Below are 25588 nucleotides of genomic sequence, written 5' to 3'. Positions count from 1 at the left end.
CCGGCGAAGAAGGGGGTAACCGTTGCTGTCGCGGGTGGTGATCAGGTGTGGGCGGGATACGCTGCGGCCGGGATCTGCCGGAGTGAGTCGAGGAGTTGTATGAGCAGCAGTCCGTTGGCGCGCCCTACCTCGGAGACGCGGTTGTCGTTGTCGCATATCACCGCGCAGAACGAGACGAATCTGCTCGGCACCGTGCACGGCGGCGTGATCATGACGTTGGTCGACTCGGTGGCCGGTGTGGTTGCGGCGCGGCATTCGGGTGGGCCTGCGGTGACCGCGTCGATGGACGAGATGGTGTTCCTGGTCCCGGTGCGGGTCGGTGATGTCGTGCATTTCAGTGCGCAGGTGAACTGGACCGGGCGGAGTTCGATGGAGGTCGGCGTACGGATCACTGCCGATCGGTGGGATGCGGTCGGCCCGCAGGTCCATGTCGCGTCGGCGTATCTGGTGTTCGTGGCGGTCGACGAGGAGGGGAAGCCGCGGCAGGTGCCGCAGGCGGTTCCGGAGACCGATGAGGACCGTCGGCGGCTGCGCGAGGCCGAGATCCGCCGGAGTCACCGGTTGGCCCGCCGCGCAGCGATCATCGCCTCCCGCGAGCAGGTATGACGAGCATGCTGGGTCACGCCAGGCGGAATCCGTCGGCGGTGTTGTTGGTTGTGCAGTTGCTTGGTGTGCTTGTTTATCCGGCGATGGAGGGATCGCGGTCCGGACGGGTCGCGTTCGAGATTCTCGGCATCGTCGTGCTGGTGCTCGCGGTCGTGTCCGTCCGCGCGACTCCTGGACTCACCTGGGTCAGCGTCTGCCTGGGGATCCCTGCGGTGGCGTTGTCGGTGGTCGACGCGTTCAATCCGACTCAGCCAGTGATCGCGATCTCCGGCGCGCTGCATGCGGCCTTCTACTTCTACGCGGCGTACAGCCTGCTCCGGTACATGCTGTCCGACCACGAGGTCAGCGTCGACGAGCTCTTCGCGACGGGAGCCACTTTCACCTTGGTGGCTTGGGGTTTCGCCTATCTGTACGTGTTCGTCCAGGTTCTCGTCCCCGGCAGCTTCACGGCGGCTGTTGACCCGGCCAACGATCGTACCTGGATGGAGCTGCTGTTCCTTAGCTTCACGACGCTGTCCAGCACCGGCCTGAGCGACATCGTCCCGATCACGTCCTGGGGCCGCTCGGTCGTGATGCTCGAACAGCTCGCCGGCCTCGGGTACGTCGCCATGGTCGTGTCCCGCCTTGTCGGCCTGACCATCACCAAACGAACCAACACCTAGCGAGCAACACCTAGCCTGCAACACCTAGACCCGTGGCCACCTGGCCAGCAGATCGGCGGCCGCCCGCGCAGCGACCTCCGGCGCCGAAGTCATCGCCGCGACCCGGTAACTGACCAGCGCACCTTCATGGAGCAGCAACAGCCGATCGGCCAGCTCTCCCGGGTCTGCAAACCCCGCCGCCCGCGCCTGCGCCTCGAACTCGGACCGCATCCACTGCTTCTGGCCGACGATCACCGGCATCGCCGGGTGGTCCGGCGCGGCCAGCTCGACGCTCGCGTTGATGAATCCGCATCCGTTGCGTGACCCGGCGAGCCAGTCCGTCAGCGCGGCGAACAGCACCAGGATCACCGCCTCGGGTGTGGCCGGGTTCCGCGTGGCGAGCTGTTCGTCCAGGAACTGGTGCCAGGTTCGGTCCCGCTGCTCCAGGTACGCCGCGATCAGCCGGTCCTTCGATCCGAACCGGTCGTACAGCGTCTTCTTCGTCACGTCCGCGGCCGCGGCGATCGCATCGACGCCGACGGTCCGGATCCCCTGCTCGTAGAACAGCGTCGACGCGGCCGCCAGGATGCGCTCGCCGGCCGGGGTCAGCCGCGGCGCCGCACGGACCTCGCGGTTCACGATCAGTCTCACCTGTTGGTCGAGCATACTGACAGTATACCGACCGGTGTGGTTACCGTCTTCCATGATCACGCACAGGGCGCTCACGCTGGCTGCCGGGACCGGGTTCGTCGTGTTCTGGAGCTGCGGCTTCATCGGTGCGCGCTGGGGGACGGAGTACACGAACGCGTTCGACCTGCTCGCCTGGCGATTCCTCGTCGCGGGCGCGATCGCTGTCGTGGTGCTGGCGATCCGGCGGCCGCGGATCTCCCGCCGGGACCTCGTGAGCCAGGTGTGGATGGCCGTCCTCACCCAGTTCGTCTACCTGGGCCTGATCTTCACCGGCATCGACCACGGCATCACGGCCGGTGTCACCGCGCTCATCGGGTCGCTCCAGCCGATCCTGATCGCGACCGTCGCCGGACCGCTGCTCGGCGAACGGGTCAGCCCGCGCCAATGGCTAGGACTGTTCATCGGTCTGCTCGGCGTCGGTCTGGTCGTCGCCGACGACCTCGGCGCCGGCCACGGTTCACCGCTCCTCTTCCTGATCCCGATCGGCGGTCTCCTCGGCCTGGTCGCGGGCACCTGCCTCGATCGGCACCGAAAGCCGGCGACGAACTCCCTGGACGCACTGGCAATCCAGAGCCTCGTGTCAGCAGTCCTGTTCACCGCATTGGCCGCGTCGTCCCATCGACTGACCGTGCCCGAGCAGCCGGGCTTCTACGGCGCGGTGCTCTGGCTGGTGTTGCTGGCAACCGGCGGCGGCTGGGGGCTGTACCTGGTCAACCTCAAGCTCTCCGGCGCAACACGCATCAGTTCGCTGCTCTACCTGGTTCCGCCGACCACGATGGTGTTCGCGTTTCTGCTGTTCCACGAGACGATCGGCGCGCTCGCCGTCGTCGGCATGCTGGTGTGCGCTGCCGCCGTACTGCTGATTCGGATCGGTGAACAAGTACGCTGCGGGGATGGCGGAACCCCGGTGGCTGAACCAGACAGAGGCCCAGGCCTGGCGTGCGTACATCGCGGCGCAGCGCGTAGTGAGCAGCCGGATCGAGCAGCAACTGCAGCGCGACGCCGGAATTCCGCACACGTACTACGAGATTCTCGTCCGGCTGTCCGAAGCGCCTGCCAACCGGCTGCGGATGAGTGAACTCGCGGTCGCCACCCAGGGCTCCCGCAGCCGGCTCTCGCACGCGGTCAACCGGCTCGAGCAGAACGGCTGGGTGAAGCGCGAGGGGATCGAGTCCGACCGCCGCGGCCAGGTCGCGATCCTCACCGAACTCGGACGGCAGAAGCTCGTCGACACGGCCCCCGGTCATGTCGAGGAGGTCCGCAAATCGATCTTCGACGCACTCAGCCCCGAGCAGGTCGAGCACCTGTACGACGTCTGCGCGACCCTGGCCCGGCATTCCGGTGACACCGTCGACCGCGCGGCGTGGGAGCGAAACTGAGATGAGGCGCCCGGTCACGCTGATCGCGCTGACTGCCCTCGCCGTGACCGGCTGCGGCGACAGTGGCTCCCCGACCGCGGGACCGAGCACCGTGCCGTCGTCCTCGATCCCGGTGACCGACGATCCGGCGACAACGCCCACAGACACGCCCACGGATACGCCCACAGATACGCCCACAGCCACACCGAGCGCGACCCCGACCTCGAAACCGCCGACCAGCGCGGCAGGCTGCGTCGACCAGAAGCTGCGGATCCTGACCCTGCGGGAGAAGGCCGCACAGCTGATCATGACCGGGATCGACTCCACCGGTATGACGTCCGCCCAGCGCGCCGTCGTACAGCAGGAGAAGTCCGGCAGCGTGTTCCTGGTCGGCAACGGCGGCAGCCTCTCGCACACCCGGACGGCGATGGCCGCGGTGAACACGGCCGCGACGGTGAAAGGCGTCCGCCCGTTGATCGCCGCGGACCAGGAAGGCGGTCAGATCCAGCGTCTCAAGGGTTCCGGGTTCGACCGGATCCCGGCGGCCACGGTGCAGGGCACCTGGTCGAGTTCCAAGCTCACCGCACAGGCGCAGCATTGGGGCAGCCAACTGAAGGAGGCCGGCGTCAACGTGGACCTCGCGCCGGTCGCCGACGTCGTACCCAGCTCGCTCAAGTCCCAGAACGCACCGATCGGCCAGCTGGACCGTGAGTACGGCGACACGCCTGAAGAAGCCGGTCAGGGCGTGCGGGCCTTCGTCCAGGGCATGCGCAACGCGGGGATCGCGACGTCGGTCAAACATTTCCCGGGCCTCGGGCGCGTGCGTGGCAACACCGACTTCTCCTCCGGGGTCGTCGACAACGTCACCGAGCGCGGCGACGCCGACCTGCAGCCGTTCGCGAACGGGATCAAGGCCGGTACGTCGATGGTGATGATCTCGACCGTGACGTACACGAAGATCGATCCGAAGAACCGCGCGGTGTTCTCGCCGACCGTCATCCAGGGCATGGTGCGCGGCGATCTGGGCTGGCGCGGGGTCGTGATCACCGATGACGTCGGCGCCGCGGCGGAGGTGGCCGCGGTCCCTGCCGGCGAGCGCGCGACCCGGTTCGTGGCGGCCGGCGGCGACATCGTCATCAACGCGAAGGCGGGCCTCACCCCCGAGATGGTGGCGGCGCTGGTCGCCAAGGCGCAGCAGGACAAATTCTTCGCCGCGCAGCTGACGAGTAGCGTGCGTCGTGTGCTGACGCTGAAAGAGGACTACGGCCTGGTGAGCTGCGGATGACGGAGGAGGAGCCCGACTACCGCTTCACCCTGGCGAACGAACGGACCTATCTGGCCTACCTGCGGACCTCCCTGGCCTGTTACGCAGGCGGGCTGTCCGCGGTGCAGTTCCTCGATCTGGGACCGGACCGCTTGCCGGCCAAGGTCATCGGCATCGTCCTGGTCCTCGCCGGGATCGTGACGACCGCGGGCGCGTTCCGGCGCTGGCAGCTCAATCTGACCGCGATCCGTCGCGGTGGCGCACTCCCGGTGACCAAGCTCCCGCTGATGCTCGGAGCAACGATCGGCGTGGTCGGCCTGATCGGCCTGCTGTTCTCGCTCTGGCGCTGAGTGTGGCGATGAGCACACCGGATCCAGGCCGCCAGCCGGAGCGGACACTGCTGGCGTGGCGGCGTACGGCGCTCGGACTGATCGCCAACGGCGTCCTGCTGCTTGCCTCCGGCCACGGCTCGTCCGACGTCCGGACCGGTCTCGGGATCGTCGTTCTCGTGCTCTCGATGGGCTGCTGGGCGGCGGTGAGCGCCGTCTACGGCCGTACGAAGGGCGGTGCGGTCCATGCCCTCGGCCACGACAACGTGCTCCGGATCGCGGCCGGTCTGGTGCTCGTGGTCGGGCTCTTCGACCTGTACGCAGTGATAACACGCTGAAACCGATCTGTTACTGGTCGTGCGCGCCGGGAAACCCGGTTCACCGCGACGCGCTACGTTGATCGGGGCGGATGCCATGTCAACCGCGTGTTCCCCCTAGCATGTTCACGGTTTGTCCCTCGTTCATCCGGAGCTTGAAGTGCCGTTACGTCTGCGTCCGAACGACCCGACGTTCTACGACCTTTTCACCGAGTCCGCGAACCACCTCGTGGAGGGATCGCGGATCCTGGCGGAATTGCTCGGCAGTACGGCGGGGACCGGGCTCTCCGCGAGCCACCAGATCGCTGCCCAGATGAAGGACGCGGAACACGCGGCCGACGAGACCACCCACTCGATCATTCGCCGGGTGAACTCGACCTTCGTCACCCCGTTCGACCGTGAGGACATCTACCGGCTGGCCTCCGATCTGGACGATGTCATGGACTTCATGGAGGAGGCGGTCGACACGATCCACCTCTTCAACCTGGAGAAGCTGCCGGAAGAGGTGGCCGAGCAGATCGAGGTGCTGCAGCGAGCCGCGCAGCTGACCGCCGAGACGATGCCCCGGCTGCGGACCATGAAGGACCTGGCCGAGTACTGGATCGAGATCAACCGCCTCGAGAACACCGGTGACGCGGTGCACCGGCGGCTGATCGCCAAGCTGTTCAGCGGTGAGTACGAGGCGCTGACGGTGATGAAGCTCAAGACCGTGGTCGACCTGCTGGAGGAGGCGGTCGACGCCTTCGAGCACGTCGCCAACACGGTCGAGCAGATCGCTGTCAAGGAGAGCTGAGCGTGGAGCTCACGCTCGTCATCGCCGTCGTCGTCATCGCGCTGGCCTTCGACTACACCAACGGGTTCCACGACGCCGCCAACGCGATCGCGACCTCGGTGTCCACCCGGGCGCTGACGCCGCGGGTGGCGCTGGTGATGGCCGCGGTGATGAACTTCCTCGGCGCCTTCCTCGGGACCGAGGTGGCCGACACCGTCGGCAAGGGCATCATCAGCGCGCCGAGCGGCAAACACGGCCTGGTGATCGTGATCGCCGCGCTGGTCGGCGCCATCACCTGGAACCTGATCACCTGGTACTTCGGTCTGCCCAGCTCCTCGTCGCACGCGCTGATCGGCGGCCTGGTCGGCGCCGGGCTGGCGTCGAGCAGCGTCGTGCTGTGGTCGGGCATCGTCGACAAGGTCGTCATCCCGATGGTGCTGTCACCCGCGGTCGGGTTCCTCGGCGCGTTCCTGCTGATGACCGCGATCCTGTGGATCTTCCGGAACAGCAACCCCGGACGGACCACGCGCGGCTTCCGGCTGGCGCAGTCACTGTCGGCCGCCGCCATGGCGCTCGGGCACGGACTCCAGGACGCCCAGAAGACGATGGGCGTGATCTTCCTGGCGCTGCTCACCACCGGTCACGTGAGCAAGGGTGACGGGATCCCGATCTGGGTGAAGCTGTCCGCCGCGACCGCGATCTCGCTCGGCACCTACTCCGGCGGCTGGCGGATCATGCGGACGCTCGGCCGCCGGATCATCCACCTGGACCCGGCCCGCGGGTTCGCCTCCGAGGCGGTCGCCGCCACCGTGCTGTACGTGATGGCGATCGGCCTGCACGCCCCGGTCTCCACCACCCACACGATCACCTCCGCGGTGATGGGCGCCGGCGCCACCAAGCGCCTGTCCGCCGTCCGCTGGGGCGTCGCCAAGGGCATCGTGACCGCGTGGATCCTGACCATCCCCGCCGCCGGCATCGTCGCGGCCGGCGTCTACGGACTGGCTCACCTGATCCTCGAGTAGGGTCCCGAACCGGTTCAGCCCCCAGACCCCCACTAGCGGTTCCAGCGGCGTACGGACTTGGCTACGTCCTTGGCGCGGATGGAGCCGAGGTTGTACTCCCAGGCGGCCAGGAGGCGGTCGCCGAGGACCTCTGCGTCCAGGTAGGTGCGTGGGCGGACAGCGACCGCCCAGGTGGCTGCGGCCGCGTGGCCCTGCTGGTGGAGCAGGTGGTCGACGGTTGCCTCGATGCGGCTCGACTGGGTGCCGCCGAGGCCGTCCGTGGCCCACTCCTGCATGATCCGGGCGTCGTCGGCCGTCATCCGGGCCAGGTAGGTCAGCGGGCCGCGCCAGAAGCCCTTGCGACCGATGCTGTCCAGCGACTCGAGCGGGAACCAGCCGTTCTGGTTGCGCCGGCCGTTCACCGCGGACTCGATCTCGCGGGCACGGTCCGCGGACAGTCCCCGGGTCGCCCAGTCGACGAAGAACGCCCCGGCGTCCGGGATGTGCTCGGCCACGTGCGGGGCCGGCGTCAGCGCCCCCGGGTCGAACAGATGCAGCTCTTCCGGTGAATCGTACAAAACCATCCCCGCCCGCTCCTGGTACGCGAGCCACCGCAGCCGCCCGCCGCACAGGGACCCCCCAGGTTCCTGCTCCGTCAACGAAAGACTTCGTACCCTCGTACCGGGCCGAGGGTCAAGGTCTGGTCCGCCCTACTGACGTTTGGCTGCCCGCCTGGCGAGCTCCTCGGCGTCCAGCCGTCGGGCCTCCTCGGGCGTCGGCGCGCTGCCGCCGTACGCCGCCGGCAGCCACCAGGCGCCCGCGGGCTGCTCGGGGTAGGCGCGGATCGTCTCGTCCAGCATCCCGGCCATCGTGGACCGCAGGTGCGCGGTCGCCTCGGCCGGGTCGTCGTCGCGGGTCACCGTGATCGGTGCGCCGATGCTGATCGAGATCGGCCGATGCCGGGTGAAGTCCCGCGGGTGGTCCTTGGTGAACATCCGCTGCGTACCCCACAGGATCATCGGCAGCACCGGTACGCCGGCCTCCGCCGCCATCCGCACCGTACCGGACTTGAACTCCTTGAGCTCGAACGACCGGCTGATCGTCGCCTCCGGGAACACACCGACCAGCTCACCGGCCGCCAGGTACTCCAGGGCCTGCTGGTACGACGCGGCGCCCGCGTCCCGGTCCACCGGGATGTGGTGCATCCCGCGCATCAACGGCCCGGAGATCCGGTTGCGGAACAGCACCTCCTTGGCCATGAACCGGACGAGCCGCTTGGCCGGCAGAGCGCCGTACCCGCCCAGGATGAAGTCGACGTAGCTGATGTGGTTGATCGCGATCAGCGCTCCGCCGGTCGGCGGGACGTGCTCGGTCCCGGTCCGGCGGATCTTCAGGTCCAGCACCTTGAACGCGGTCTTCGCGAAGGCGACGACTGGCGGGTAGACGAGGTCTCGCATCTCTAGAACCTACAGGCTTCGTCTAGGGTGTCCGTGACAACTCGATACCGCGGGAGCTCGCACCGTAGTGGGCTGAGAGGGCGGCTGGCCAGAGAACACTCTGATCGCCGGCGCCGCCGACCGCCGAACCTGTCCGGGTAATTCCGGCGTAGGGAGCAGCAGCATGGTGAATGTCAGCACGATCCGTCCGGCCGTCACCACGGGTCCGATCTCGGGCTCGGAGAAGATCTATCGCGGAGAGCTCGGGGTACCGGCCCGCCGCGTGAATCTGACCAACGGCGAGCACTTCGACCTCTACGACACCTCCGGTCCGTACACCGACGCGTCGGCGCAGATCGACGTCCAGGCCGGTCTGCCCGCGCTCCGGCGCGAGTGGATCGCCGGCCGCTCGGGACTCACCCAGCTCGGGCACGCGCGGGCCGGGACGATCACCGAGGAGATGCGGTACGTCGCCTTGCGGGAAGGGCTCGATCCGGAGTTCGTCCGCGCGGAAGTGGCGCGCGGGCGCGCGGTGATCCCGGCGAACCGCCGGCACCCGGAGAGCGAGCCGATGATCATCGGGAAGAAGTTCCTGGTGAAGGTGAACGCGAACATCGGCAACTCGGCCGTCAGCAGTTCGGTCGAGGAAGAGGTGGAGAAGCTCGTCTGGGCGACCCGGTGGGGCGCGGACACCGTGATGGACCTGTCCACCGGCAAGAACATCCACGAGACGCGGGAGTGGATCCTGCGGAACTCGCCGGTGCCGATCGGGACGGTGCCGTTGTACCAGGCGCTGGAGAAGGTGAAGGGCGACCCGGCGGCGCTGTCGTGGGAGGTGTACCGCGACACCGTGATCGAGCAGTGCGAGCAGGGCGTGGACTACATGACCGTGCACGCCGGCGTACTGCTGCGGTACGTGCCGCTGACCGCCCGGCGGATCACCGGGATCGTGTCCCGCGGCGGGTCGATCATGGCCGCGTGGTGCCTGGCGCACCACCAGGAGTCGTTCCTCTACACGCATTTCGCGGAGCTGTGCGAGATCCTCCGCGAGTACGACGTGACGTTCTCGCTCGGCGACGGGCTCCGGCCGGGATGTATCGCCGACGCGAACGACGAGGCGCAGTTCGCCGAACTGCGGACGCTCGGCGAGCTGACGAAGGTCGCCTGGGAGCACGACGTCCAGGTGATGATCGAAGGCCCCGGACACGTGCCGATGCACAAGATCGCGGAGAACGTCCGGCTCGAGGAGGAGCTCTGCGGGGAGGCGCCGTTCTACACGTTGGGGCCGTTGGCAACCGATGTGGCGCCGGCCTACGACCACATCACGTCGGCGATCGGCGCGGCCCAGATCGGCTGGCTGGGTACGGCGATGCTCTGCTACGTCACGCCCAAGGAGCACCTCGGCCTGCCCGATCGTGACGACGTGAAGACCGGCGTGATCACCTACAAGATCGCCGCCCACGCGGCCGATCTGGCCAAGGGGCATCCGGGCGCGCAGGCCTGGGACGACACGTTGTCCAAGGCAAGGTTCGAGTTCCGCTGGGAGGACCAGTTCAACCTCTCGCTGGATCCGGACACGGCCCGGTCGTTCCACGACGAGACGTTGCCGGCCGAGCCCGCGAAGACCGCGCACTTCTGCTCGATGTGCGGCCCGAAGTTCTGCTCGATGCGGATCACCGCCGACATCCGCGCGTACGCCGAGGAACACGGTCTGACGTCGGCCGACGCGATCGAGGCCGGCTTCGCCGAGATGTCGGAAACGTTCAAGGCCGCCGATCAGAAGCTGTACCTGCCGATCACGGACTGAGTACGGTCCCCGTCCGGCCCGGCGTGAATCCGGCTCCGGGCCGGATACGGGGAGTAACCGGCTGAACCGATTCAGGTTTTACCCTTCACTCTACGTGAATAAGACTGTAGCCTTAAGCCGTTCAGAAGGAGGTGCAGGGATGGTCTTCGTTCTCACGGTAGATCAGCGCGGCAGCCGAAGCACGAGCGATCTCGTACCTGAGCTACTGAACTCCCTGAACCGCCGGCCGCGGCGGGCCGGACTGCTGCGGAAGTTCGAGCGGACCGCCGGCGACGAGGTGCAGGGGGTGCTGTCCGAGGCCCGTCCGACCATCGACGTGATCGTCGAACTGCTGCGGTCGGACAACTGGTACGTCGGACTCGGCGTCGGTGACGTCACCGAGCCGCTGCCGCGCAGCACCCGCGCCGGAAGCGGCGACGCGTACGTGTTCGCGCGGGAGGCGGTGACGCGGGCGAAGTCGAGCCAGCACCACGTGAACGTGGTCGGAGCGGACTCGCGCAGAGCAGAGCAGGTGGAGACGGTGCTCTGGCTGATGGCGTCCGTGCTGCGGCGTCGCAGTGACCGTGGCTGGGCCGTGGCCGACCTGTTGGGCGAAGGACTCACGAGGCGGGAGATCGGTGTGAAACTCGGCATCAGCCAGTCGGCAGTGACGCAACGCGCCCAGGCCGCGGGCGTCGCCGAGGAACAGCGCGGACGGGTGCTCGCCGCGGACCTCCTCGGTGCCGGGGCTGCTGCGTGACGGCGCTGGTCCTGTCGCTGACCGGTGCCGCGCTGGTCCTCGCCGTACTCGCCTGGGTGCCCAGGTCGGGCTCCAACCTCCAGATCGTCATCAGTGGCGTCATGCTGGCCTGTCTGGCAGCTGTCGGCGTACTGCTGCTCGCTGGGCACGGAGTGGACGGCTGGGCCGAGCGCTGGTGGAACATACTGCTCCTGCTGGCCGGAGCGTTGGCAGTGACGGGTGGCGGGCCGCTGACGACCTCTGTGATGGCCCTGGCCGACCGGAGGAGCACACGAGCCCAGTCGACGCAGAAAGCCGGTGAGGTGCTGCGTGGCGGCGCTCTGATCGGTGCGCTCGAGCGAATGGCTATCTACGCGTCACTGGTCTCCGGCTGGCCGGAAGGCATCGCTGTGGTGCTGGCGATCAAGGGACTCGCCAGGTACCCCGAGCTCCGCAGCCCCGACCAGCCTGCCTCGGTCACGCCGCAAGCTGTTGCGGAGCGCTTCATCATCGGCACCTTCAGCAGTGTGCTGTGGGCCGTGGCCTGCGCGGGTCTACTGCGTTCGCACTGACGTCAGATCTTCACCACGTAGGTGTTGATGACCTTGTCGTGCCAGGTCTGCTTCTGGTCGTCCCACAAGGGCCAGAGCAGGTTCAGGAAGCAGGCGTTGTTGAAGAGGCCGCTGAGGAAGTCGCGGAGGAAGGACTTGCCGGCGCCGATCGGCTCTCCGGACACGGCGTCGATCAGCTTGATGTGCAGCGCGCTCTTGCCCACGCTCTGTCCGGTCCGTCCCTGCCGGAAGACCCGGTTCCACAGGCTGAGCGCGATGGCGGCGACGAGGCACACCAGGAAGAGGATGATCGCCCACCACTGTGGATTGTCGTCCGGGGAAGGGTTGTCTTCGCGCGCCACGACGTTCCAGATCAGAGCGCCGTATCCGATTGCCATCGGCACCAGCACGATCAGGCTGTCGATCAGTGACGCGGCGACGCGGGGCCCCCAGTCGGCCAGGGGCGGCATCGGAGCGCCGTAGCCGTAGCCATAGGAGCCGTAGGGCTGCTGGCCGTAGGCCGAGCCGTACGGCTGCCCGTAGCCCGGCCCGTACGGCGCCTGCTGGGGATGCTGGTGTGGCTGTTGTCCGTACCCGTAGCCCGGCTGCTGTCCGTACCCGTACCCCGGCTCGGTGTTTCCGTACGGCCGGTCCTGCGGCCGGTCCTGCGGCCGGTTGTCGTCGGGCGGCGTCGGTGTGCTCATCGGAATCCGTCTCCCAGTCGATCGATGCGACCAGTATCGCGGGTACGGTGGGAACGTGACCTTCGCGGTGATGCCCCGTCCACAAGGACCGGTCAAACCTGTCGATCGCCGCGTCTGGGGACTGGCCGGAGTGGGGATCGGCGGCTTCGCGCTGGCCGGGATCTACCGGCTGTCCGGCCTCGGCATCCCGTGCCCGCTGCACACGCTGACGGGTCTCGACTGCCCGTTCTGCGGAGCGACCAGAATGGCCGCGGCACTCCTCGAAGGCGACCTGAACGCCGCCTGGCACTTCAACGCCGCGGTCCTGATCCTCGGCCCGCTCATCGGTGTTGCCATCGGCTACGAAGTCCTCGCCTGGTCGCTGTCCCGCGCCGGCTGGCTCAACCTGCCACGCCGGCGCCTCAGCCCACGCGCGGTCGCGATCCTCACGAAAGTTGCTCTGGGCGCCTTGCTGATCTTCGGCGTACTACGGAATTTCTAGTGCCGGTCACCTGATCAGGCCGGCGCGCTGCCACGCGGCCTGCACGAACGGCGGGACCACGAGGTCGATCCGCCGGTTGAACGCGACATGGTTCAACATGACGTCGAACCACACCGGCCGCGGCACCCGCAACTTGTACTGAGTGTCCCCGTAGGCAAGAACGGTCCCGTCATGCTCGGTCCACATCCGGGTCACGGCCGCCAGCCCGAAGTCCTGCTGGCCGTTGCGGTTCAGCAGTAGCACGCGGAACCGCGTGAGCACCGCCGTACCGTTGTCGATGGTGCGCCATTGCGCTGCCGACGCGTTGCCGTGGGAGCTCCCGAAGGCGAGCCGGATGCCGTCGAACCGTTGCACCTCGCAAGGTTCGACCGCGTGAGCGGTCTCGCCGGGGCCCAGTGGCACCGGCGGCGGGAGAGGCTGCAGCTGAACACCCTGGCCCAATGCGCTCCACAAGTTCCACGCATCCCACCAGTCCTGCTCGAACGGATTCAGCACAGCCCCTCCCCAGTTTCCTTCAGCCGACTACCGCAGCCCGATCACCAGCGTGTTCGCGGCCTTGTCGTGCCAGCCCTGCACCCGGCCGGAGCTGTCGAACAGCGGCGACAGGTAGACGAGCAGCGCGCCGATGTAGCAGAGGAACGCGCCGATCATCGGCAGCAGCCAGCGCATGAACGCCGGACCGAAGCCAGGGACCTGACCGTCCGCGGAACGGACGACCTTGATGCCCATCACCATCTTGCCGACCGTCTGGCCCTTGAACGCCGTCAGCAGCAACTCGTACAGGATCGTGATCAGGACCGAGATACCGATGAAGGCGAAGAACCCGCCGAGGATGCCGGCGGTCTCGCCGTCGGATACGGTGCCGTCGTTGGTCGCCGCCGCCGTACCGCCGATGAAGACGAAGTACAGGATGCCGACGACCGCGTACAGGATGACGCTGTCGATGATGCGTGCGAGCGCACGCGACCCGATGGTGGCCACCTTCACGGTGCCCATGCCCGGGATCTGCACGAGGCCGCTCTGCGCCTGCGCCACCTGGCCGTAGTCAGGACCCTGCGGGTAGCCGCCGGGCTGGCCGTAACCGGGCTGACCGGGCTGCTGGCCGTACTGGGGCTGGCCGTAACCGGGCTGGCCCGGCTGCTGGCCGTACTGCGGCTGGCCGTAGCCAGGCTGACCCGGCTGCTGACCATAACCCGGCTGACCACCTGGCTGCTGGCCGTACTGCCCCGGCTGGCCGGGCTGTCCCGGCGGTGTGGCACCGGGGTTGCCGTACGGGTTCTGTCCGGGGCCTTGGGCGCCCTGTCCATAGGACGGCTGCCCACCGGGCGCGCCCGGTCCCTGGTTCCGGCCGTCCTCCGGTCCGGTGCCCGGGGGTACGTTCTGGTCGCTCACGATGGTCCTTTCGTCACAGTTCACCCGCGTTTACTGGGCAAAGGCTAGCGGTCAGAGGGCCACAGTGGCGGGCACGGCAAGCGCGAAACGCCCGATCTGTGGACAGTTGCACCAATTGACACCAAATACAGCTGCGGGCCGGTGAATCACCGGCCCGCAGCTGTGGATAACTCGGACGACAACCTAGCCGAAGCGACCCGTGATGTAGTCCTCGGTCGCTTTTTCGCCCGGGTTGGAGAAGATCTGCTTGGTCGGGGCCATCTCGATCAGCCGGCCGGGCTTGCCGGTCGCGGCGAGGTTGAAGAAGGCCGTCTGGTCGGAGACCCGCGCCGCCTGCTGCATGTTGTGCGTGACGATCACAACAGTGAAACGGTCCTTGAGCTTCTCGATCAGGTCCTCGATCGCCAGCGTGGAGATCGGGTCCAGGGCCGAGCAGGGCTCGTCCATCAGGATCACCTCGGGCTCGACCGCGATCGCCCGGGCGATGCAGAGCCGCTGCTGCTGACCGCCGGACAGACCCGCGCCCGGCTTGTCGAGCCGGTCCTTCACCTCGTTCCAGAGGTTGGCGCCCTTGAGCGACGACTCGACCACCTCGGTGAGCTTCTTGCGGTCCTTGACGCCGTTGAGTTTCAGGCCGGACGCGACGTTGTCGAAGATCGACATCGTCGGGAACGGGTTCGGCCGCTGGAACACCATGCCGACGACCCGCCGGACCGCGACCGGGTCGACGCCGTTGCCGTACAGGTCCTGCTGGTCCAGCATCACCTTGCCCTCGACGCGGGCGCCCGGGATCACCTCGTGCATCCGGTTCAGGGTGCGCAGGAACGTGGACTTGCCGCAGCCGGACGGGCCGATGAACGCGGTGACCGAGCGGGGCTCGACCGTCATCGACACGTCCTCGACGGCCTTGAAGTCGCCGTAGTAGACGTTGAGGCCGCTGACCTCGATGCGCTTAGCCATATCGACTCAGAACCTCTCGACTATTTCGACTTGATGGTGCTGAACCGGGCGACGAGCCGGGCCAGCAGGTTGAGGGCAAGAACCAGCAGGATCAGGGTCAGCGCCGCCGCCCAGACCCGGTCCGCGGCGTTCGGCAACGCCAGCTCGGTACGGTCCTGGTTGATCATCGTCGGCAGTGCGCCCATGAAGCCGTCGAACGGGTTCAGGTTGATGTTCTTGGAGTAGCCGACCAGGATCAGCAGCGGTGCGGTCTCACCCATCACCCGGGCCAGACCGAGCATCACGCCGGTGATGATGCCGCCGAACGCCGTCGGTACGACGACCTTCAGGATCGTCTTCCACTTCGGGACACCGAGCGCGTACGACGCCTCGCGCAACTCGTCCGGCACGAGTTTCAGCATCTCCTCGGTGGACCGCAGGACGACCGGAAGCATCAGCAGCACCAGCGACAGCGACACCGCGAAACCCACGCGGTTGAAGCCGAAAACGGTGATCCAGACCGCGTAGACGAACAGCGCGGCGACGATCGACGGGACACCGGTGAGGATGTCGATCATGAAGCTCACGGCCTTGGCGGCCCGGGTGCCCTTGCCGTACTCGACCAGGTAGACCGCGCCGAGAATCGCGATCGGGACCGCGATCACCGCGGTGATCAAAGCCATGATCAGCGTGCCCATGATGGCGTGGTACGCGCCGCCGCCGGCCCGCCGGACCGTGATGCCGCGCTGCGACTGGCTCCACCAGTCGGCGCTCAGCAGCAGGTGGTAACCCTTGCTGACCACGGTGAACAGGATCCACAGCAGCGGAATCATGGCGACCGCGAAGGCCAGCACGATCAGCACGGTGGCCAGCGTGTTCTTGAAGGCCCGGGCCCCGGACTTCCCGGTCAGGTCCAGGACCTTCCCGTCGTAGGCCGGCTTGTTCTCTGCGACGGCGGTCATGCCGAAGCTCCTTCCGTGGCGGCACCGGCACGGCGGTTGCGGCGGGGGCGCTTGGCGCCGGGCGTGCTGCGGTCGACGATGATCCGGGCCGCGGAGTTGACCAGGAACGTGACGACGAACAGCACCAGGCCGGCCGCGATGTACGCGCCGGTCTTCTCCGGCGAGTCGAACTCGGCGGCGTTGTTGGCGATCTTCGACGCGAACGTCTCGCCACCGGCGAAGATCGACGAGTTCCACGGGTCGTTGCCGTTGGGCACCGACAGGATGATCAGTACGGCGACGGTCTCACCGAGTGCCCGGCCGAGACCGAGCATCGAGGCGCTGACCACACCGGACCGCCCGTACGGCAGCACCGACAGCCGGATCATCTCCCAGCGAGTGGCGCCGAGCGCCAGCGCGCCCTCGCGGTGCGAGATCGGCGTCTGCGCGAAGATCTCGCGGCTGATCGCCGTGACCACCGGAAGGATCATGATCGCCAGCACCACCGACGCGGTGAAGACCACGCCGACGTTGTCGCCCGGCGGCTTCTCGAACAGCGGGATCCAGCCGAGCGCGGAGGAGAGGCCGTTGATCACCGGGCGCAGGATCGGGGCGAAGAACAGGATGCCCCACAGGCCGTAGATGATCGACGGTACGGCGGCCAGCAGGTCGACCGCGTGCGCGACCGGGGCGGCCAGCCGTTTCGGTGCGTAGTACGTGACGAACAGCGCGACGCCGATCGCGATCGGGACCGCGATCAGCATCGCGATGATCGAGCTGATCACGGTGGTGTAGAAGAGCGCCGCGATCCCGAACCGCGGTTCGTCGCCGCCCGGCTCCCAGATCCGGGAGAACAGGAAGCTGCTCTTGTCGTCGATCAGCGCCGGGATCGCCAGCGCCAGCAGGAAGATGCCGACGAACGCGACGATCAGGACCACCAGGCCGCCGGAGCCGCGGGCGAGCCCGCCGAACAGCCGGTCGCCGAGATGCCCGACCGGGCCGAGTTCGAGCTTGCCGCCGGTCTCGGTCGTGGCCTTCGTCCCCGCGGCCTCGACACCGGACTCGGTCATCACCTCGGCGGGCTGCTGCGCCGCCTCGTGCTCGGCGTGTTCGGAAGCCAGGCCGCCGAACTGCGGGGTCGGGCCGGCGTCCTCGTGGACCAGATCCTCGATCTTCGGTTCTGTCTCGTCGGAGGCTGTGCCGTCCGGCCGGTCGGGCGGTGCCGTGCCGTCTGGACTACTCATTTCGATGCTGCTCCAAGCGCCTGAGTCGTGATGGTCACGTCTGGGTCTGACGAGGCGAGCCCCGGCGTCCTCCGATGACTCGGATCGGCCGGGGCTCGCATCAGTACTGCTTCTCGATCAGCTGATCGCCTGGATGGCGGCGTCGACCTTGGTCTGGATCTCGGCCGGGAGCGGCGCGTAGTTCAGGTCGGTCAGCGACGCCTGGCCGTCCTTGCTGACGAAGTAGCTCAGGAAGCTCTTCACCAGCGCGGTCTTCTCGGCCGGAAGGCCCTTGGTGCAGGCGATTTCGTAGGTGACCAGGATGATCGGGTACGCACCCGGGGCCTTGGTCGCGTAGTCCAGCTTCATGGCCAGGTCCTTGCCGGACGCGTCGGCGGGCTTGGCCGCGGCCAGCGCCTTGCCGGCGGACTCGGCGGACAGCTCGACCGGGGTGCCCGAACCGGTCTCGATCTGGGCGACGCCCAGCTTGTTGTCGACGGCGTACGACCACTCGACGTACGTAATCGCGTTCTTGGTGCTCTTCACACCCTCGGCGACACCGGCCGACTTCTCCTTGCCGGAGCCGGTACCAGTCCACTTCTTGGCCGGCTCACCGGTCCAGGCGCCGCCGCCGGCCGCCTTCAGGTACTTGGTGAAGTTCTCGGTGGTGCCGGACTCGTCGGAGCGGAAGAACACCGAGATCGGTGCCGACGGCAACGTGACGCCCGCGTTCAGCTTGGCGATCGCCGGGTCGTTCCAGGTCTTGATGGTGCCCTGGAAGATCTTGGCGGCGGTCGGGCCGTCGAGGGTCAGCTTGGTGACGCCGTCGACGTTGTAGGCGATCGCGACCGGGCCGATCACCATCGGCAGGTTGACGGCCGCGTTGTTCGCGCAGCGCTTCGTGGCCGCGGTCTGCTCGTCGGGCTTGAGCGCCGAGTCGGAACCGGCGAAGTCGACCTGGTTCGCGTTGAACTGCTTGATACCCGCGCCGGAGCCGGTCGGGTTGTAGTTCACCGTGACGTCGGCGCACTTCTCGTTGTACTTGCTGATGACTTCCTCGATGGCGTTCTTCTGCGCCGAGGAACCTTCGGCGTTCAGCGTGCCCTGCGGGCACTCTGCGCCGGCCGACGACGTCGAGGAGTCGGGGCTCGACGAACCGGTCGGCTCGGGGTCACTGCCACAGGCACTCAGGGCGAGGACGCCGAGGGAGGCCACGGCGACGGAGCCGACGCGGAACAGGCGATTGACGGACACGAGAGTGTTGCCCTTCTGCGGGAATCAGACTTCTGAACTTCCACAGACGGTAGGGAGACCAGGTGACCGACCGGTCCGTCACCGGTGAACGAGCGGTGAACGATTTCGGTAGCGTGCGCGACGTCTGGCGTGCCGACAGGCGGCCATTAGGTGAACTGAGTTAGGAGCCGTCACTCTCCGTGGATGTAAACGGCTGTTGGCTCACGTTTCGGTAACGCGCAGCGCACCGGCAACATGAACGCTAGTACGTCGCCGTGCCACGCGGGACGGGTGAACGTCAGCTGGAGAAGTCCTCCGGGGCGACGCCGTCGAGGAACTGCCGGAAGCGCTCCAGCTCGGCCTGTTCCTCCTCGGGGGTCGCGACGCCGGCTTCCCGCAGTACCTCTTCGGTGCAGCGGATCGGCGTACCGAGACGGACCGCGAGCGCCACCGAGTCGCTCGGGCGGGCCGAGACCCGGGCGCCGTTGGCCAGCACGAGTTCGGCGTAGAACACGGCGTCGCGCAGCTCGACGATCTCGACCGCTTCGATGTGCACGCCGAACGCCTCGATCAGGTCGCGCATCAGGTCATGGGTGAGCGGCCGCGACGGACGCAGGCCCTGTTCCTCGTAGGCGATCGCCGTCGCCTCGACCGAGCCGATCGAGATCGGCAGGTAGCGGTAGCCCTCGGACTCGCGCAGCATCATCACCGGGGCCCGGTTGGGCGATTCCATCCGGATCCCGATCAGTGTCAGTTCTCGCATCATCGTCATGGTGCGCCCCGAACCTCTCCTCAGACCGGCACCCGGTGGGGCACCGGTTCCTCGGGTAGGAACATACCCGTCACCACCAGTGTCACCCGGCCACCCCGTCGGCTGTGCCTGGATCGTCACCGAGCCGTGTCGCGGCGGCTACGGTGCGCTGAATCGCTCGTGCACCAGCCGCCCGTCAGCCAGTCGGTGTGCGACCAGAAACGCACCCGTGGAGTACTTGCCGACCCTCAGGCCCAGCTCCCGTGCCAGCGCCGGCAGGACCGGCCGGTGCGAGCAGACGACCGTCACCTTGCCCGGTCTCCACACCCGCTCGGCCAGACCACGCAGTCCGTCCGGGTCGGCGTCGTACCCGCGTTCGGAGATCTCCGGCCACAGGTGGATGTGCCGGTCGATAGAGGCGGCGTACGGCATGACCGTCGCGGCACACCGCTCCGCGTCGCTGCTGATGATCCGGTTGGCGCCCAGTGCGGCCAGTACGCCGGTCATTCGCTGCGCGACCGCCGTACCGTTGCTGGTGAGTGGACGGAGGGTGTCCTTGCCGTCCCAGTCCTTCCGCTTCACGGCCTCCGCATGCCGTACCACGACGACTGTGGATACGACCGGAACCGCTTGGTCCAATGCGTCCAGGATGTCCACGTCACGTGGGTAGCTGAGCTTGCTGCGTGCCTTGTCGACCGGGAGCCAGCTGACCTGGTCCACCTCGTCGTTCGGCTCGAACTCGTTGCCGTTGACCGGTGCGGCGGCCCAGTAGTGCACCAGCTTCTCCGCGGTCCCGCCGTTCTTACGGACCGCGTACCGCTGCACGCCCAGCGGGGGACCGAGGACGACCTGCAGTCCGGTCTCCTCCTCGATCTCCCGTCGCGCACCGAGCAGCACATGCTCGTGCGCGTTGAGCTTGCCCTTCGGGAGGGACCAGTCGTCGTACCGGGGCCGGTGCACCAGCAGGACCTGCCGGGTGCCGCGGCGCTCTCGCCACACGACACCACCCGCGGCGATGACGGTCGCCGTGCTCCTCATGAAATCACCCTAGGACGTGACTAACCGATCGCTTCGGAGGCCCGGCGGCGGCCGCGCGTTGCGATCAGCCTTTCCTGCATGTCCCGCAGCGGCTCACCGTCCGGTCCGCTGAGCCGGGCCTGCCACGTGTCGTCCGCCTGCAGCCACCAGGAGCCGGTGCCGTCGTCCATCGCCAGGTCGAACAGCTCACCGAGCTCGGTGACGTGGTCCGGCTGCTTCAGCTGCACCAGCACCTCCACCCGGCGGTCGAGGTTGCGGTGCATCAGGTCGGCCGAGCCGATCCACACCTCCGGCTCACCGCCGTTCTCGAACAGGAACACCCGGCTGTGCTCGAGGAACCGGCCCAGGATGCTGCGGACCTGGATGTTCTCCGACAGGCCCGGTACGCCGGGGCGGATCGTGCAGATGCCGCGGATCCACAGGTCGACCGGTACGCCGGCCTGCGACGCCCGGTAGAGCGCGTCGGACAGGGCCTCGTCGACCAGGCTGTTCACCTTGATCCGGATCCGCGCCGGGCGACCCGCGTGGTGGTGCTGCACCTCCCGGTCGATCCGCTCGACCAGCCCCCGCCGTACCGACTGGGGAGCGACCAGGATCCGCCGATAGCCGGCGCTCCGACCGAAGCCGGACAGGTGGTTGAAGAGCAGCGCGACGTCCTCGGTGACCACCTTGTCGCTGGTCAGCAGGCCCAGGTCCTCGTACAGCCGGGCTGTCTTCGGGTGGTAGTTGCCGGTGCCGATATGCGCGTACCGGCGCAGGCCGTCCGGCTCGTCACGGACGACCAGCGACAGCTTGCTGTGCGTTTTGAGGCCGATGACGCCGTACACGACGTGGCAGCCGGCGTGCTCGAGCTGCCGGGCCCACTTGATGTTCGCCTGCTCGTCGAAACGCGCCTGGATCTCCACCAGGACCAGCACCTGCTTGCCGGCCTCCGCGGCGTCGATGAGCGCGTCGACGATCGGGGAGTCACCACTGGTCCGGTACAGCGTCTGCTTGATCGCCAGGACGTGCGGATCCGCGGCGGCCTGCTCGATGAAGCGCTGGACGCTGGTGGAGAACGAGTCGTACGGGTGGTGGACGAGGACGTCGCGCTGCTTGAGCGCGTGGAACATGTCGGCCGGGTTCGCGGTCTCCACCTCGGCCAGGTGCGGATGCGTCGACGGCACGAACGCCGGGTACTTCAGCTCCGCACGGTCCAGGCTGGCGATGGTGAACAGACCACGCAGGTCCAGCGGGCCCGGGAGCTCGAACACCTCCGCCTCGGTGACGCCCAGCTCGGACAGCAGCAGCGCCTTCACCTGCGGGTCGATCGACTCCTCCACCTCGAGCCGCACCGGAGGACCGAACCGGCGGCGCAGCAGCTCCTTCTCGAGCGCGGCCAGCAGGTTCTCGGCGTCGTCCTCCTCGACCTCGAGGTCCTCGTTGCGGGTCACCCGGAACGTGTGGTGCTGGGTGACCTCCATCCCCGGGAACAACTGGCCGAGGTGGGTGGCGATGACGTCCTCGAGCGGCACGAACCGCCCCTCGGCGACCTTCACGAACCGCGGCAGCAGCGGCGGCACCTTCACCCGGGCGAAGTGCTCACCGCCGGTGTCCGGGTTGCGCACCACGACCGCGAGATTCAGGCTCAGACCGGAGATGTACGGGAACGGGTGCGACGGGTCGACCGCCAGCGGGGTCAGCACCGGGAACACGCGCTCCCGGAAGAACCGGGTCATGTCCTCGCGCTCGCTGTGCTCCAGTTCGTCCCAGCGCAGGATGTCGATGCCCTGCTCGGTCAACGCCGGCTGCACCGACTTGCGCCAGGTCTCCGCGTGCCGGTCCATCAGCTCCCGGCTCCGCGCCAGGCTGCGGTCCAGAACCTCGCGGGGGAGCAGGCCACTGGCCGCCTTCACCGCGACCCCGGCCGCGATCCGGCGCTTCAGGCCGGCGATCCGGACCATGTAGAACTCGTCCAGGTTGCTGGCAAAGATCGCGAGGAACTTGGCCCGCTCGAGCAGCGGGATCCGGTCGTTCTCGGCGAGTTCCAGGACCCGCTGGTTGAACGCCAGCCAGCTCAGTTCCCGGTCGGAGAACCGGTCCGCGGGGAGGTCACCGGCCGCACTGATGTCGTACGGCGGTTCAACGTCGTACTCCCGGTTGTGCGATGCCAGCAGATCTCCAGCCACACCGCTCAGCATCCCATCCTTTGGTGAACAACGGGTAGCCGTCCGCGCGTTGGCCGATGTGACCTTTTCGTTGCCTGGAGACGCTTGTTCGGGGTCGCGGTTGCTAGCGTCACACCTTGTGAACCTACGACTGGACTCGGTACTGCGCGACACGGTGACCGCCGTACAAGCGAACGCCCTCCTCCCGCTGTACGCCCTGCCCGCCGCCGTCCGCCGACGGCTCGCCGGCGCCCCGATCCAGATCGACGGCAACACCCTGGACCCCGATGTCCAACTCCTCCTGCGCGTCGACAACTTGTTGCCACACACAACCAAAACCGACGCCGCGACAGCCCGCACCCACTTCCGCAACCTCTGCAAACTGATCCCCGGCACCCCCGCCGCCCTACTCCGAGTAACCGACCTAACCGTCCGAGGCGCCGCCGGCCAACTAGAAGCCCGCCTCTACATCCCCCGCCCCACCCCACCCACCCCACCCGCACCCAGCCCAGCCGCACCCGGCTCAGCCACCTCCGACCCAGGCACCTCCGACCCAGGCACCTCCGGCCCAGTCGCCGCCGGTTCGGCCACACCCGGCTCAGCTGGCCCCGGCGCCGGCTTCGCGGCGCACGAATCTGCGGCACCAGCGTCCGGCTCGGCGCCGGACGCTGGTGCCGCAAGGCGCTCGGGCCGCGGGGGTCTCCTGGTGTTCTTCCACGGGGGCGGCTGGGTGGTCGGCGATCTCGGCACGCACGACGCGCTCTGCCGCGCGATCGCCGCGGACGCCGGCATCCGCGTCCTCTCTGTCGACTACCGCCTAGCCCCCGAAGCCCCCGCCCCAACCGCCGCCGAAGACGCGATCGCCGCCTTCACCTGGGCCGTAGACCACGCCGAGGACCTAGGCGCAGACCCAACCCTGGTAGCCGTAGGCGGCGACAGCGCCGGCGGCAACCTGGCAGCCGTGGTCGCCCAGCAAACAGTCCGCCGCGGCCTCCCACGGCCGGCCCTCCAGGTCCTCCTCTATCCAGCCGTAGACCTGGTCGCCCGCCGCCCGAGCCGAGACCTGTTCTCCGAGGGCTTCCTCCTCACCGAGGAAGACATCATCTGGTACCGCGACCACTACACCCCCGACCCCACCCTCCGCCCCGACCCGATCGTCTCCCCCCTCCGAGCCGAAGACCTCACAGGCCTCCCACCCACCTACCTCACCACCGCCGGCTTCGACCCCCTCCGAGACGAAGGCCTCGAATACGCCACCGCCCTGAAAGCCGCCGGCAACCCCCTAACCCACGCCCACCACCCCACCCTCCCCCACGGCCACGCCAACCTCCTAACAGTCCCCGGCACCACAAGAGCAGCCCAAACCCACCTCACCAACCACCTGAGAGCAACCCTGCACTAACCACCCGCGAACCCCCCAGCCCAACCTGGGGAGGATTCCCCACCCAAACCAGCCAGATATCCTCCCGAACCCCGGCGAGACGGGATAAGCGTTGGATCTCCTTCGATGGGTACGGATTTCCCGGCGCACTCGTGGTTCAGCGCGGGCGATCCGCCACCAAGCTCCAGGTGCAGGCAAGCAAGTTGCTGGACCAGAACCGGAGACCCGCACCCCTCAGGATGGGTCGGGCCATCGTCGCGTTCGGCTTGAGTTCCTGCCTGAGTGCCGAGAGGTAGCCCCGCCGATGCCCACGTCATTCCGGGCGTCAAACGCGGATCCGAGCACCAGGACAGCCAGGAGGCCGACAGTCGGCTTCATTGCTCGGTCTGTTTCCACTCGTACATGACCCAATTCCCGCCTTGATCGACGAGCGCGAACTTCCGGCTGTACTGCGCCGGTTGACTGACCAATGGGCTGTCGGTCTTGGTTTCTTTGCTCGTGTACGCGCCGACAGTCAGGTTCGCCGATCCACCGGCGAATCCTGGCTTTCCACGATTCAGTTGCGGTACGTCGACGATGTGTTCGTGGTAATCGCCGCTCAGCAGACCGTTGGCCGCATTGGACTTGGCGATGAAGTCTGCGTATGCCTTGCAGCTCTCACAAACCGCAGAACTCGCCTTGACAAGTGCAACGGTGTCGCCGGTGTCGGCAGCGTAGTTCAAAAGGTCGCTGTAATACCGCACGAACTGCTCCGCAGAGGCAAGTGTGACCCCTCGTGCCGCCGCAGGCCTGCCGGGCGCGACGGTCGGAACCTGTGCCCCGGGCACCGAGGGCGTTGCGCTACCGGAATCCGACGGTGTAGCCGCAGGCGTCCCCGAAGCCGTGCCGACCGACGAAGCTGCCGAGGATGAGATTGTGTTCGGGCTGCTGGCATCGGAATTGGTGTTGCCGCAGGCGACCAAGAGCGCACTGGCGCTCAGACAGGCCAGAAGTGTGAATACCGGTCCGTTGCGGAGTATCACGCCTGTCAGTCCTCCGTGGTTGAGCGATCGACCGGGCCGATCAGGCAGGAGCCAGAAACAAGAGGCGCGATCGTCTTCATGATTCGTTGATCTGCATCTCGAACATCACCCAGTTTCCGCCGCTTGCGGACAGTGAGAACTCCATAACTCCGGTGCTGCTTTTCTGCGAGGCCGGCGAGGCGCCCGGCGAGCTGCGCTCGACATATGCGCCGCCCTTCAGTGCGGCAGAACCTCCCAATCGCCCCGTCTCGCCGCGGTAGATCTCCTTGACGTTGATCAGGTGATCCGCGTAGTCACCCTTGAGCCCACCGTTCTTCGCGTTGATCTTCCGCACGTAGTTGGCAATGCCTTTGCACCCCTCGCACCCCTCGTCGCTGGCGGCCATCAGCGGGGCAGGATCTCCGGTCGTGTAGGCGTAGTTCAGCAGCTCGACGTAGTAGCCGATGAACGCTTCACCGGCCGCAAGAGTTGATCCGGCGGCTTGTGTCGGTCGCGTCGGCGCGGCAGTTGGCGAGCTGACCGTGGGCGGGGACGAGGAGCCGTTGGTAGGCGCCGAACTTGAGGCCCCGGCAGATGGCGATGGTGGGGCCGTGTTGGGGTGGCCTGCTTCTGGGCTGCCTTGGGTGCAGGCCGTCAGGAGTGTGGTGGCGCATAGGCAGGACAGAAGTGCGAGCGTCATCCTGTTGCGGTGCGTCACGTATGTCGGCCCTCCGTGTTCAAGTGATCGACCAGGCTGGTCGGGCAGAGTCAGAGCCACGACTTGGGGCTTCGGTGTGCGAGGCCGGGACCGGGTTGATCTTCTTGTACGACATGTCGCTGAGCGGAGGTGTGCGTCGGCTTGATCCG

29 protein-coding genes are annotated in these 25588 nt (G+C 67.6%); 14 read left to right on the top strand and 15 right to left on the bottom strand.

Going from position 1 to position 25588, the window contains the following annotated elements; all coding sequences use genetic code 11:
* The first annotated feature begins 99 nt into the window (after positions 1–99).
* Positions 100–606 (top strand): acyl-CoA thioesterase, encoded by a 507-nt coding sequence (locus E0H50_RS31130; RefSeq protein ID WP_131294269.1) that lies wholly within the window; start codon positions 100–102, stop codon positions 604–606.
* On the top strand, positions 603–1268 hold the full coding sequence (locus E0H50_RS31125) for a potassium channel family protein (protein WP_202868401.1): 666 nt from the start codon (positions 603–605) through the stop codon (positions 1266–1268). The genes E0H50_RS31130 and E0H50_RS31125 overlap by 4 nt, the downstream gene beginning before the upstream one ends.
* Positions 1269–1292: 24 nt before the next feature.
* Here E0H50_RS31125 and E0H50_RS31120 read toward each other — a convergent pair whose 3' ends face one another.
* Positions 1293–1913: a TetR/AcrR family transcriptional regulator gene (locus E0H50_RS31120; RefSeq protein WP_131294267.1), complete on the bottom strand. Its 621-nt coding sequence runs from the start codon at positions 1911–1913 to the stop codon at positions 1293–1295.
* Between the two features lie 37 nt (positions 1914–1950).
* On the opposite strand from E0H50_RS31120, the gene E0H50_RS31115 reads away from it, so the two are divergent.
* The 7 genes from E0H50_RS31115 (at position 1951) to E0H50_RS31085 (ending at position 6999) form a co-directional block, all read left to right on the top strand.
* A complete protein-coding gene (locus E0H50_RS31115) occupies positions 1951–3015 on the top strand; it encodes a DMT family transporter (protein ID WP_165547351.1) in 1065 nt (354 codons plus the stop codon).
* A complete protein-coding gene (locus E0H50_RS43175) occupies positions 2903–3316 on the top strand; it encodes a MarR family winged helix-turn-helix transcriptional regulator (RefSeq protein ID WP_238151427.1) in 414 nt (137 codons plus the stop codon). The genes E0H50_RS31115 and E0H50_RS43175 overlap by 113 nt, the downstream gene beginning before the upstream one ends.
* Position 3317: 1 nt before the next feature.
* Positions 3318–4580, top strand: a complete 1263-nt coding sequence (locus E0H50_RS31105) for a glycoside hydrolase family 3 N-terminal domain-containing protein (protein ID WP_131294261.1) — start codon at positions 3318–3320, stop codon at positions 4578–4580.
* A complete protein-coding gene (locus tag E0H50_RS31100; RefSeq protein ID WP_131294259.1) occupies positions 4577–4909 on the top strand; it encodes a YidH family protein in 333 nt (110 codons plus the stop codon). The genes E0H50_RS31105 and E0H50_RS31100 overlap by 4 nt, the downstream gene beginning before the upstream one ends.
* A gap of 8 nt (positions 4910–4917) precedes the next feature.
* Entirely contained in the window at positions 4918–5226 is a 309-nt protein-coding gene (locus tag E0H50_RS31095; protein ID WP_131294258.1) for a DUF202 domain-containing protein, read from the top strand.
* Positions 5227–5365: 139 nt separating this feature from the next.
* Complete coding sequence (locus tag E0H50_RS31090) at positions 5366–5998, top strand: DUF47 domain-containing protein (RefSeq protein WP_130383393.1); 633 nt, start codon at positions 5366–5368, stop codon at positions 5996–5998.
* A 2-nt stretch (positions 5999–6000) separates the two neighbouring features.
* Entirely contained in the window at positions 6001–6999 is a 999-nt protein-coding gene (locus E0H50_RS31085; protein WP_131294256.1) for an inorganic phosphate transporter, read from the top strand.
* A gap of 32 nt (positions 7000–7031) precedes the next feature.
* Here the strand turns inward: E0H50_RS31085 and E0H50_RS31080 are convergent, their stop codons facing one another.
* Positions 7032–7562, bottom strand: a complete 531-nt coding sequence (locus E0H50_RS31080) for a hypothetical protein (protein WP_131294253.1) — start codon at positions 7560–7562, stop codon at positions 7032–7034.
* 126 nt (positions 7563–7688) lie between these two features.
* The gene (locus E0H50_RS31075; RefSeq protein ID WP_131294251.1) at positions 7689–8435 is read right to left on the bottom strand and encodes a lysophospholipid acyltransferase family protein; all 747 of its coding nucleotides are present in this window, start codon (positions 8433–8435) and stop codon (positions 7689–7691) included.
* Between the two features lie 163 nt (positions 8436–8598).
* On the opposite strand from E0H50_RS31075, the gene thiC reads away from it, so the two are divergent.
* From thiC to E0H50_RS31060, 3 genes are all read left to right on the top strand, one after another.
* On the top strand, positions 8599–10221 hold the full coding sequence (thiC, locus tag E0H50_RS31070) for a phosphomethylpyrimidine synthase ThiC (protein WP_131294249.1): 1623 nt from the start codon (positions 8599–8601) through the stop codon (positions 10219–10221).
* Positions 10222–10360: 139 nt separating this feature from the next.
* A complete protein-coding gene (locus E0H50_RS31065) occupies positions 10361–10960 on the top strand; it encodes a transposase (protein ID WP_131294248.1) in 600 nt (199 codons plus the stop codon).
* Positions 10957–11511: a hypothetical protein gene (locus E0H50_RS31060; protein WP_131294246.1), complete on the top strand. Its 555-nt coding sequence runs from the start codon at positions 10957–10959 to the stop codon at positions 11509–11511. The genes E0H50_RS31065 and E0H50_RS31060 overlap by 4 nt, the downstream gene beginning before the upstream one ends.
* Positions 11512–11513: 2 nt before the next feature.
* On the opposite strand, the gene E0H50_RS31055 is transcribed toward E0H50_RS31060, so the two are convergent.
* A complete protein-coding gene (locus E0H50_RS31055) occupies positions 11514–12194 on the bottom strand; it encodes an RDD family protein (protein ID WP_131294244.1) in 681 nt (226 codons plus the stop codon).
* A 55-nt stretch (positions 12195–12249) separates the two neighbouring features.
* On the opposite strand from E0H50_RS31055, the gene E0H50_RS31050 reads away from it, so the two are divergent.
* Positions 12250–12675: a DUF2752 domain-containing protein gene (locus tag E0H50_RS31050; RefSeq protein WP_238151424.1), complete on the top strand. Its 426-nt coding sequence runs from the start codon at positions 12250–12252 to the stop codon at positions 12673–12675.
* 6 nt (positions 12676–12681) lie between these two features.
* Here E0H50_RS31050 and E0H50_RS31045 read toward each other — a convergent pair whose 3' ends face one another.
* From E0H50_RS31045 to E0H50_RS31005, 9 genes are all read right to left on the bottom strand, one after another.
* Positions 12682–13029 carry a hypothetical protein gene (locus E0H50_RS31045; protein WP_131294242.1) on the bottom strand — a complete coding sequence of 116 codons (348 nt, stop codon included), beginning with the start codon at positions 13027–13029 and terminating at the stop codon, positions 12682–12684.
* 168 nt (positions 13030–13197) lie between these two features.
* Positions 13198–14067, bottom strand: a complete 870-nt coding sequence (locus E0H50_RS31040; RefSeq protein ID WP_131294240.1) for an RDD family protein — start codon at positions 14065–14067, stop codon at positions 13198–13200.
* Between the two features lie 183 nt (positions 14068–14250).
* Positions 14251–15027: a phosphate ABC transporter ATP-binding protein PstB gene (gene pstB, locus E0H50_RS31035; protein ID WP_131294238.1), complete on the bottom strand. Its 777-nt coding sequence runs from the start codon at positions 15025–15027 to the stop codon at positions 14251–14253.
* Positions 15028–15047: 20 nt separating this feature from the next.
* Positions 15048–15968, bottom strand: coding sequence for a phosphate ABC transporter permease PstA (pstA, locus tag E0H50_RS31030; protein WP_131294236.1), 921 nt, complete (start codon positions 15966–15968; stop codon positions 15048–15050).
* Positions 15965–17017: a phosphate ABC transporter permease subunit PstC gene (gene pstC, locus E0H50_RS31025; protein WP_131294391.1), complete on the bottom strand. Its 1053-nt coding sequence runs from the start codon at positions 17015–17017 to the stop codon at positions 15965–15967. Before pstC ends, pstA begins: the two co-directional genes overlap by 4 nt.
* A 291-nt stretch (positions 17018–17308) precedes the next feature.
* A complete protein-coding gene (gene pstS / locus E0H50_RS31020; protein ID WP_131294234.1) occupies positions 17309–18424 on the bottom strand; it encodes a phosphate ABC transporter substrate-binding protein PstS in 1116 nt (371 codons plus the stop codon).
* Between the two features lie 277 nt (positions 18425–18701).
* Positions 18702–19175, bottom strand: a complete 474-nt coding sequence (locus tag E0H50_RS31015; RefSeq protein ID WP_131294232.1) for a bifunctional nuclease family protein — start codon at positions 19173–19175, stop codon at positions 18702–18704.
* A 138-nt stretch (positions 19176–19313) separates the two neighbouring features.
* Entirely contained in the window at positions 19314–20192 is an 879-nt protein-coding gene (locus E0H50_RS31010) for an NUDIX hydrolase (RefSeq protein WP_131294230.1), read from the bottom strand.
* Positions 20193–20212: 20 nt separating this feature from the next.
* Positions 20213–22372 (bottom strand): RNA degradosome polyphosphate kinase, encoded by a 2160-nt coding sequence (locus tag E0H50_RS31005; protein WP_131294228.1) that lies wholly within the window; start codon positions 22370–22372, stop codon positions 20213–20215.
* Between the two features lie 106 nt (positions 22373–22478).
* Between E0H50_RS31005 and E0H50_RS44285 the strand changes: the two genes are divergently transcribed.
* Positions 22479–23741 (top strand): alpha/beta hydrolase, encoded by a 1263-nt coding sequence (locus E0H50_RS44285; RefSeq protein WP_272948533.1) that lies wholly within the window; start codon positions 22479–22481, stop codon positions 23739–23741.
* Positions 23742–24094: 353 nt separating this feature from the next.
* Here the strand turns inward: E0H50_RS44285 and E0H50_RS30995 are convergent, their stop codons facing one another.
* Together E0H50_RS30995 and E0H50_RS30990 are read right to left on the bottom strand one after the other, a co-directional pair.
* Positions 24095–24547 carry a DUF6318 family protein gene (locus E0H50_RS30995; RefSeq protein WP_238151453.1) on the bottom strand — a complete coding sequence of 151 codons (453 nt, stop codon included), beginning with the start codon at positions 24545–24547 and terminating at the stop codon, positions 24095–24097.
* A gap of 271 nt (positions 24548–24818) precedes the next feature.
* A complete protein-coding gene (locus tag E0H50_RS30990; protein ID WP_165547350.1) occupies positions 24819–25421 on the bottom strand; it encodes a DUF6318 family protein in 603 nt (200 codons plus the stop codon).
* Positions 25422–25588 lie beyond the last annotated feature (167 nt).

Origin of the sequence: Kribbella sindirgiensis, assembly GCF_004331435.1 — a bacterium.
GTDB lineage: Bacteria > Actinomycetota > Actinomycetes > Propionibacteriales > Kribbellaceae > Kribbella > Kribbella sindirgiensis.
Note: the sequence above shows the minus strand (reverse complement) of the source record. Positions and strands in the feature narration are given on the sequence as shown.

Excerpts from the sequence above, each read along its gene's own strand:
- E0H50_RS31130 (WP_131294269.1), top strand. The coding sequence starts at position 100 with ATGAGCAGCAGTCCGTTGGCGCGCCCTACCTCGGAGACGCGGTTGTCG.
- E0H50_RS31105 (WP_131294261.1), top strand. The coding sequence starts at position 3,318 with ATGAGGCGCCCGGTCACGCTGATCGCGCTGACTGCCCTCGCCGTGACC.
- E0H50_RS31115 (WP_165547351.1), top strand. The coding sequence starts at position 1,951 with ATGATCACGCACAGGGCGCTCACGCTGGCTGCCGGGACCGGGTTCGTC.
- E0H50_RS31080 (WP_131294253.1), bottom strand. The coding sequence starts at position 7,562 with ATGGTTTTGTACGATTCACCGGAAGAGCTGCATCTGTTCGACCCGGGG.
- E0H50_RS31015 (WP_131294232.1), bottom strand. The coding sequence starts at position 19,175 with ATGACGATGATGCGAGAACTGACACTGATCGGGATCCGGATGGAATCG.
- E0H50_RS31095 (WP_131294258.1), top strand. The coding sequence starts at position 4,918 with ATGAGCACACCGGATCCAGGCCGCCAGCCGGAGCGGACACTGCTGGCG.
- E0H50_RS31065 (WP_131294248.1), top strand. The coding sequence starts at position 10,361 with ATGGTCTTCGTTCTCACGGTAGATCAGCGCGGCAGCCGAAGCACGAGC.
- pstB (WP_131294238.1), bottom strand. The coding sequence starts at position 15,027 with ATGGCTAAGCGCATCGAGGTCAGCGGCCTCAACGTCTACTACGGCGAC.
- pstA (WP_131294236.1), bottom strand. The coding sequence starts at position 15,968 with ATGACCGCCGTCGCAGAGAACAAGCCGGCCTACGACGGGAAGGTCCTG.
- E0H50_RS31075 (WP_131294251.1), bottom strand. The coding sequence starts at position 8,435 with ATGCGAGACCTCGTCTACCCGCCAGTCGTCGCCTTCGCGAAGACCGCG.
- E0H50_RS31125 (WP_202868401.1), top strand. The coding sequence starts at position 603 with ATGACGAGCATGCTGGGTCACGCCAGGCGGAATCCGTCGGCGGTGTTG.
- thiC (WP_131294249.1), top strand. The coding sequence starts at position 8,599 with ATGGTGAATGTCAGCACGATCCGTCCGGCCGTCACCACGGGTCCGATC.
- E0H50_RS31010 (WP_131294230.1), bottom strand. The coding sequence starts at position 20,192 with ATGAGGAGCACGGCGACCGTCATCGCCGCGGGTGGTGTCGTGTGGCGA.
- E0H50_RS31055 (WP_131294244.1), bottom strand. The coding sequence starts at position 12,194 with ATGAGCACACCGACGCCGCCCGACGACAACCGGCCGCAGGACCGGCCG.
- pstC (WP_131294391.1), bottom strand. The coding sequence starts at position 17,017 with ATGACCGAGTCCGGTGTCGAGGCCGCGGGGACGAAGGCCACGACCGAG.
- E0H50_RS31005 (WP_131294228.1), bottom strand. The coding sequence starts at position 22,372 with ATGCTGAGCGGTGTGGCTGGAGATCTGCTGGCATCGCACAACCGGGAG.
- E0H50_RS31100 (WP_131294259.1), top strand. The coding sequence starts at position 4,577 with ATGACGGAGGAGGAGCCCGACTACCGCTTCACCCTGGCGAACGAACGG.
- E0H50_RS31120 (WP_131294267.1), bottom strand. The coding sequence starts at position 1,913 with ATGCTCGACCAACAGGTGAGACTGATCGTGAACCGCGAGGTCCGTGCG.
- E0H50_RS30990 (WP_165547350.1), bottom strand. The coding sequence starts at position 25,421 with ATGACGCTCGCACTTCTGTCCTGCCTATGCGCCACCACACTCCTGACG.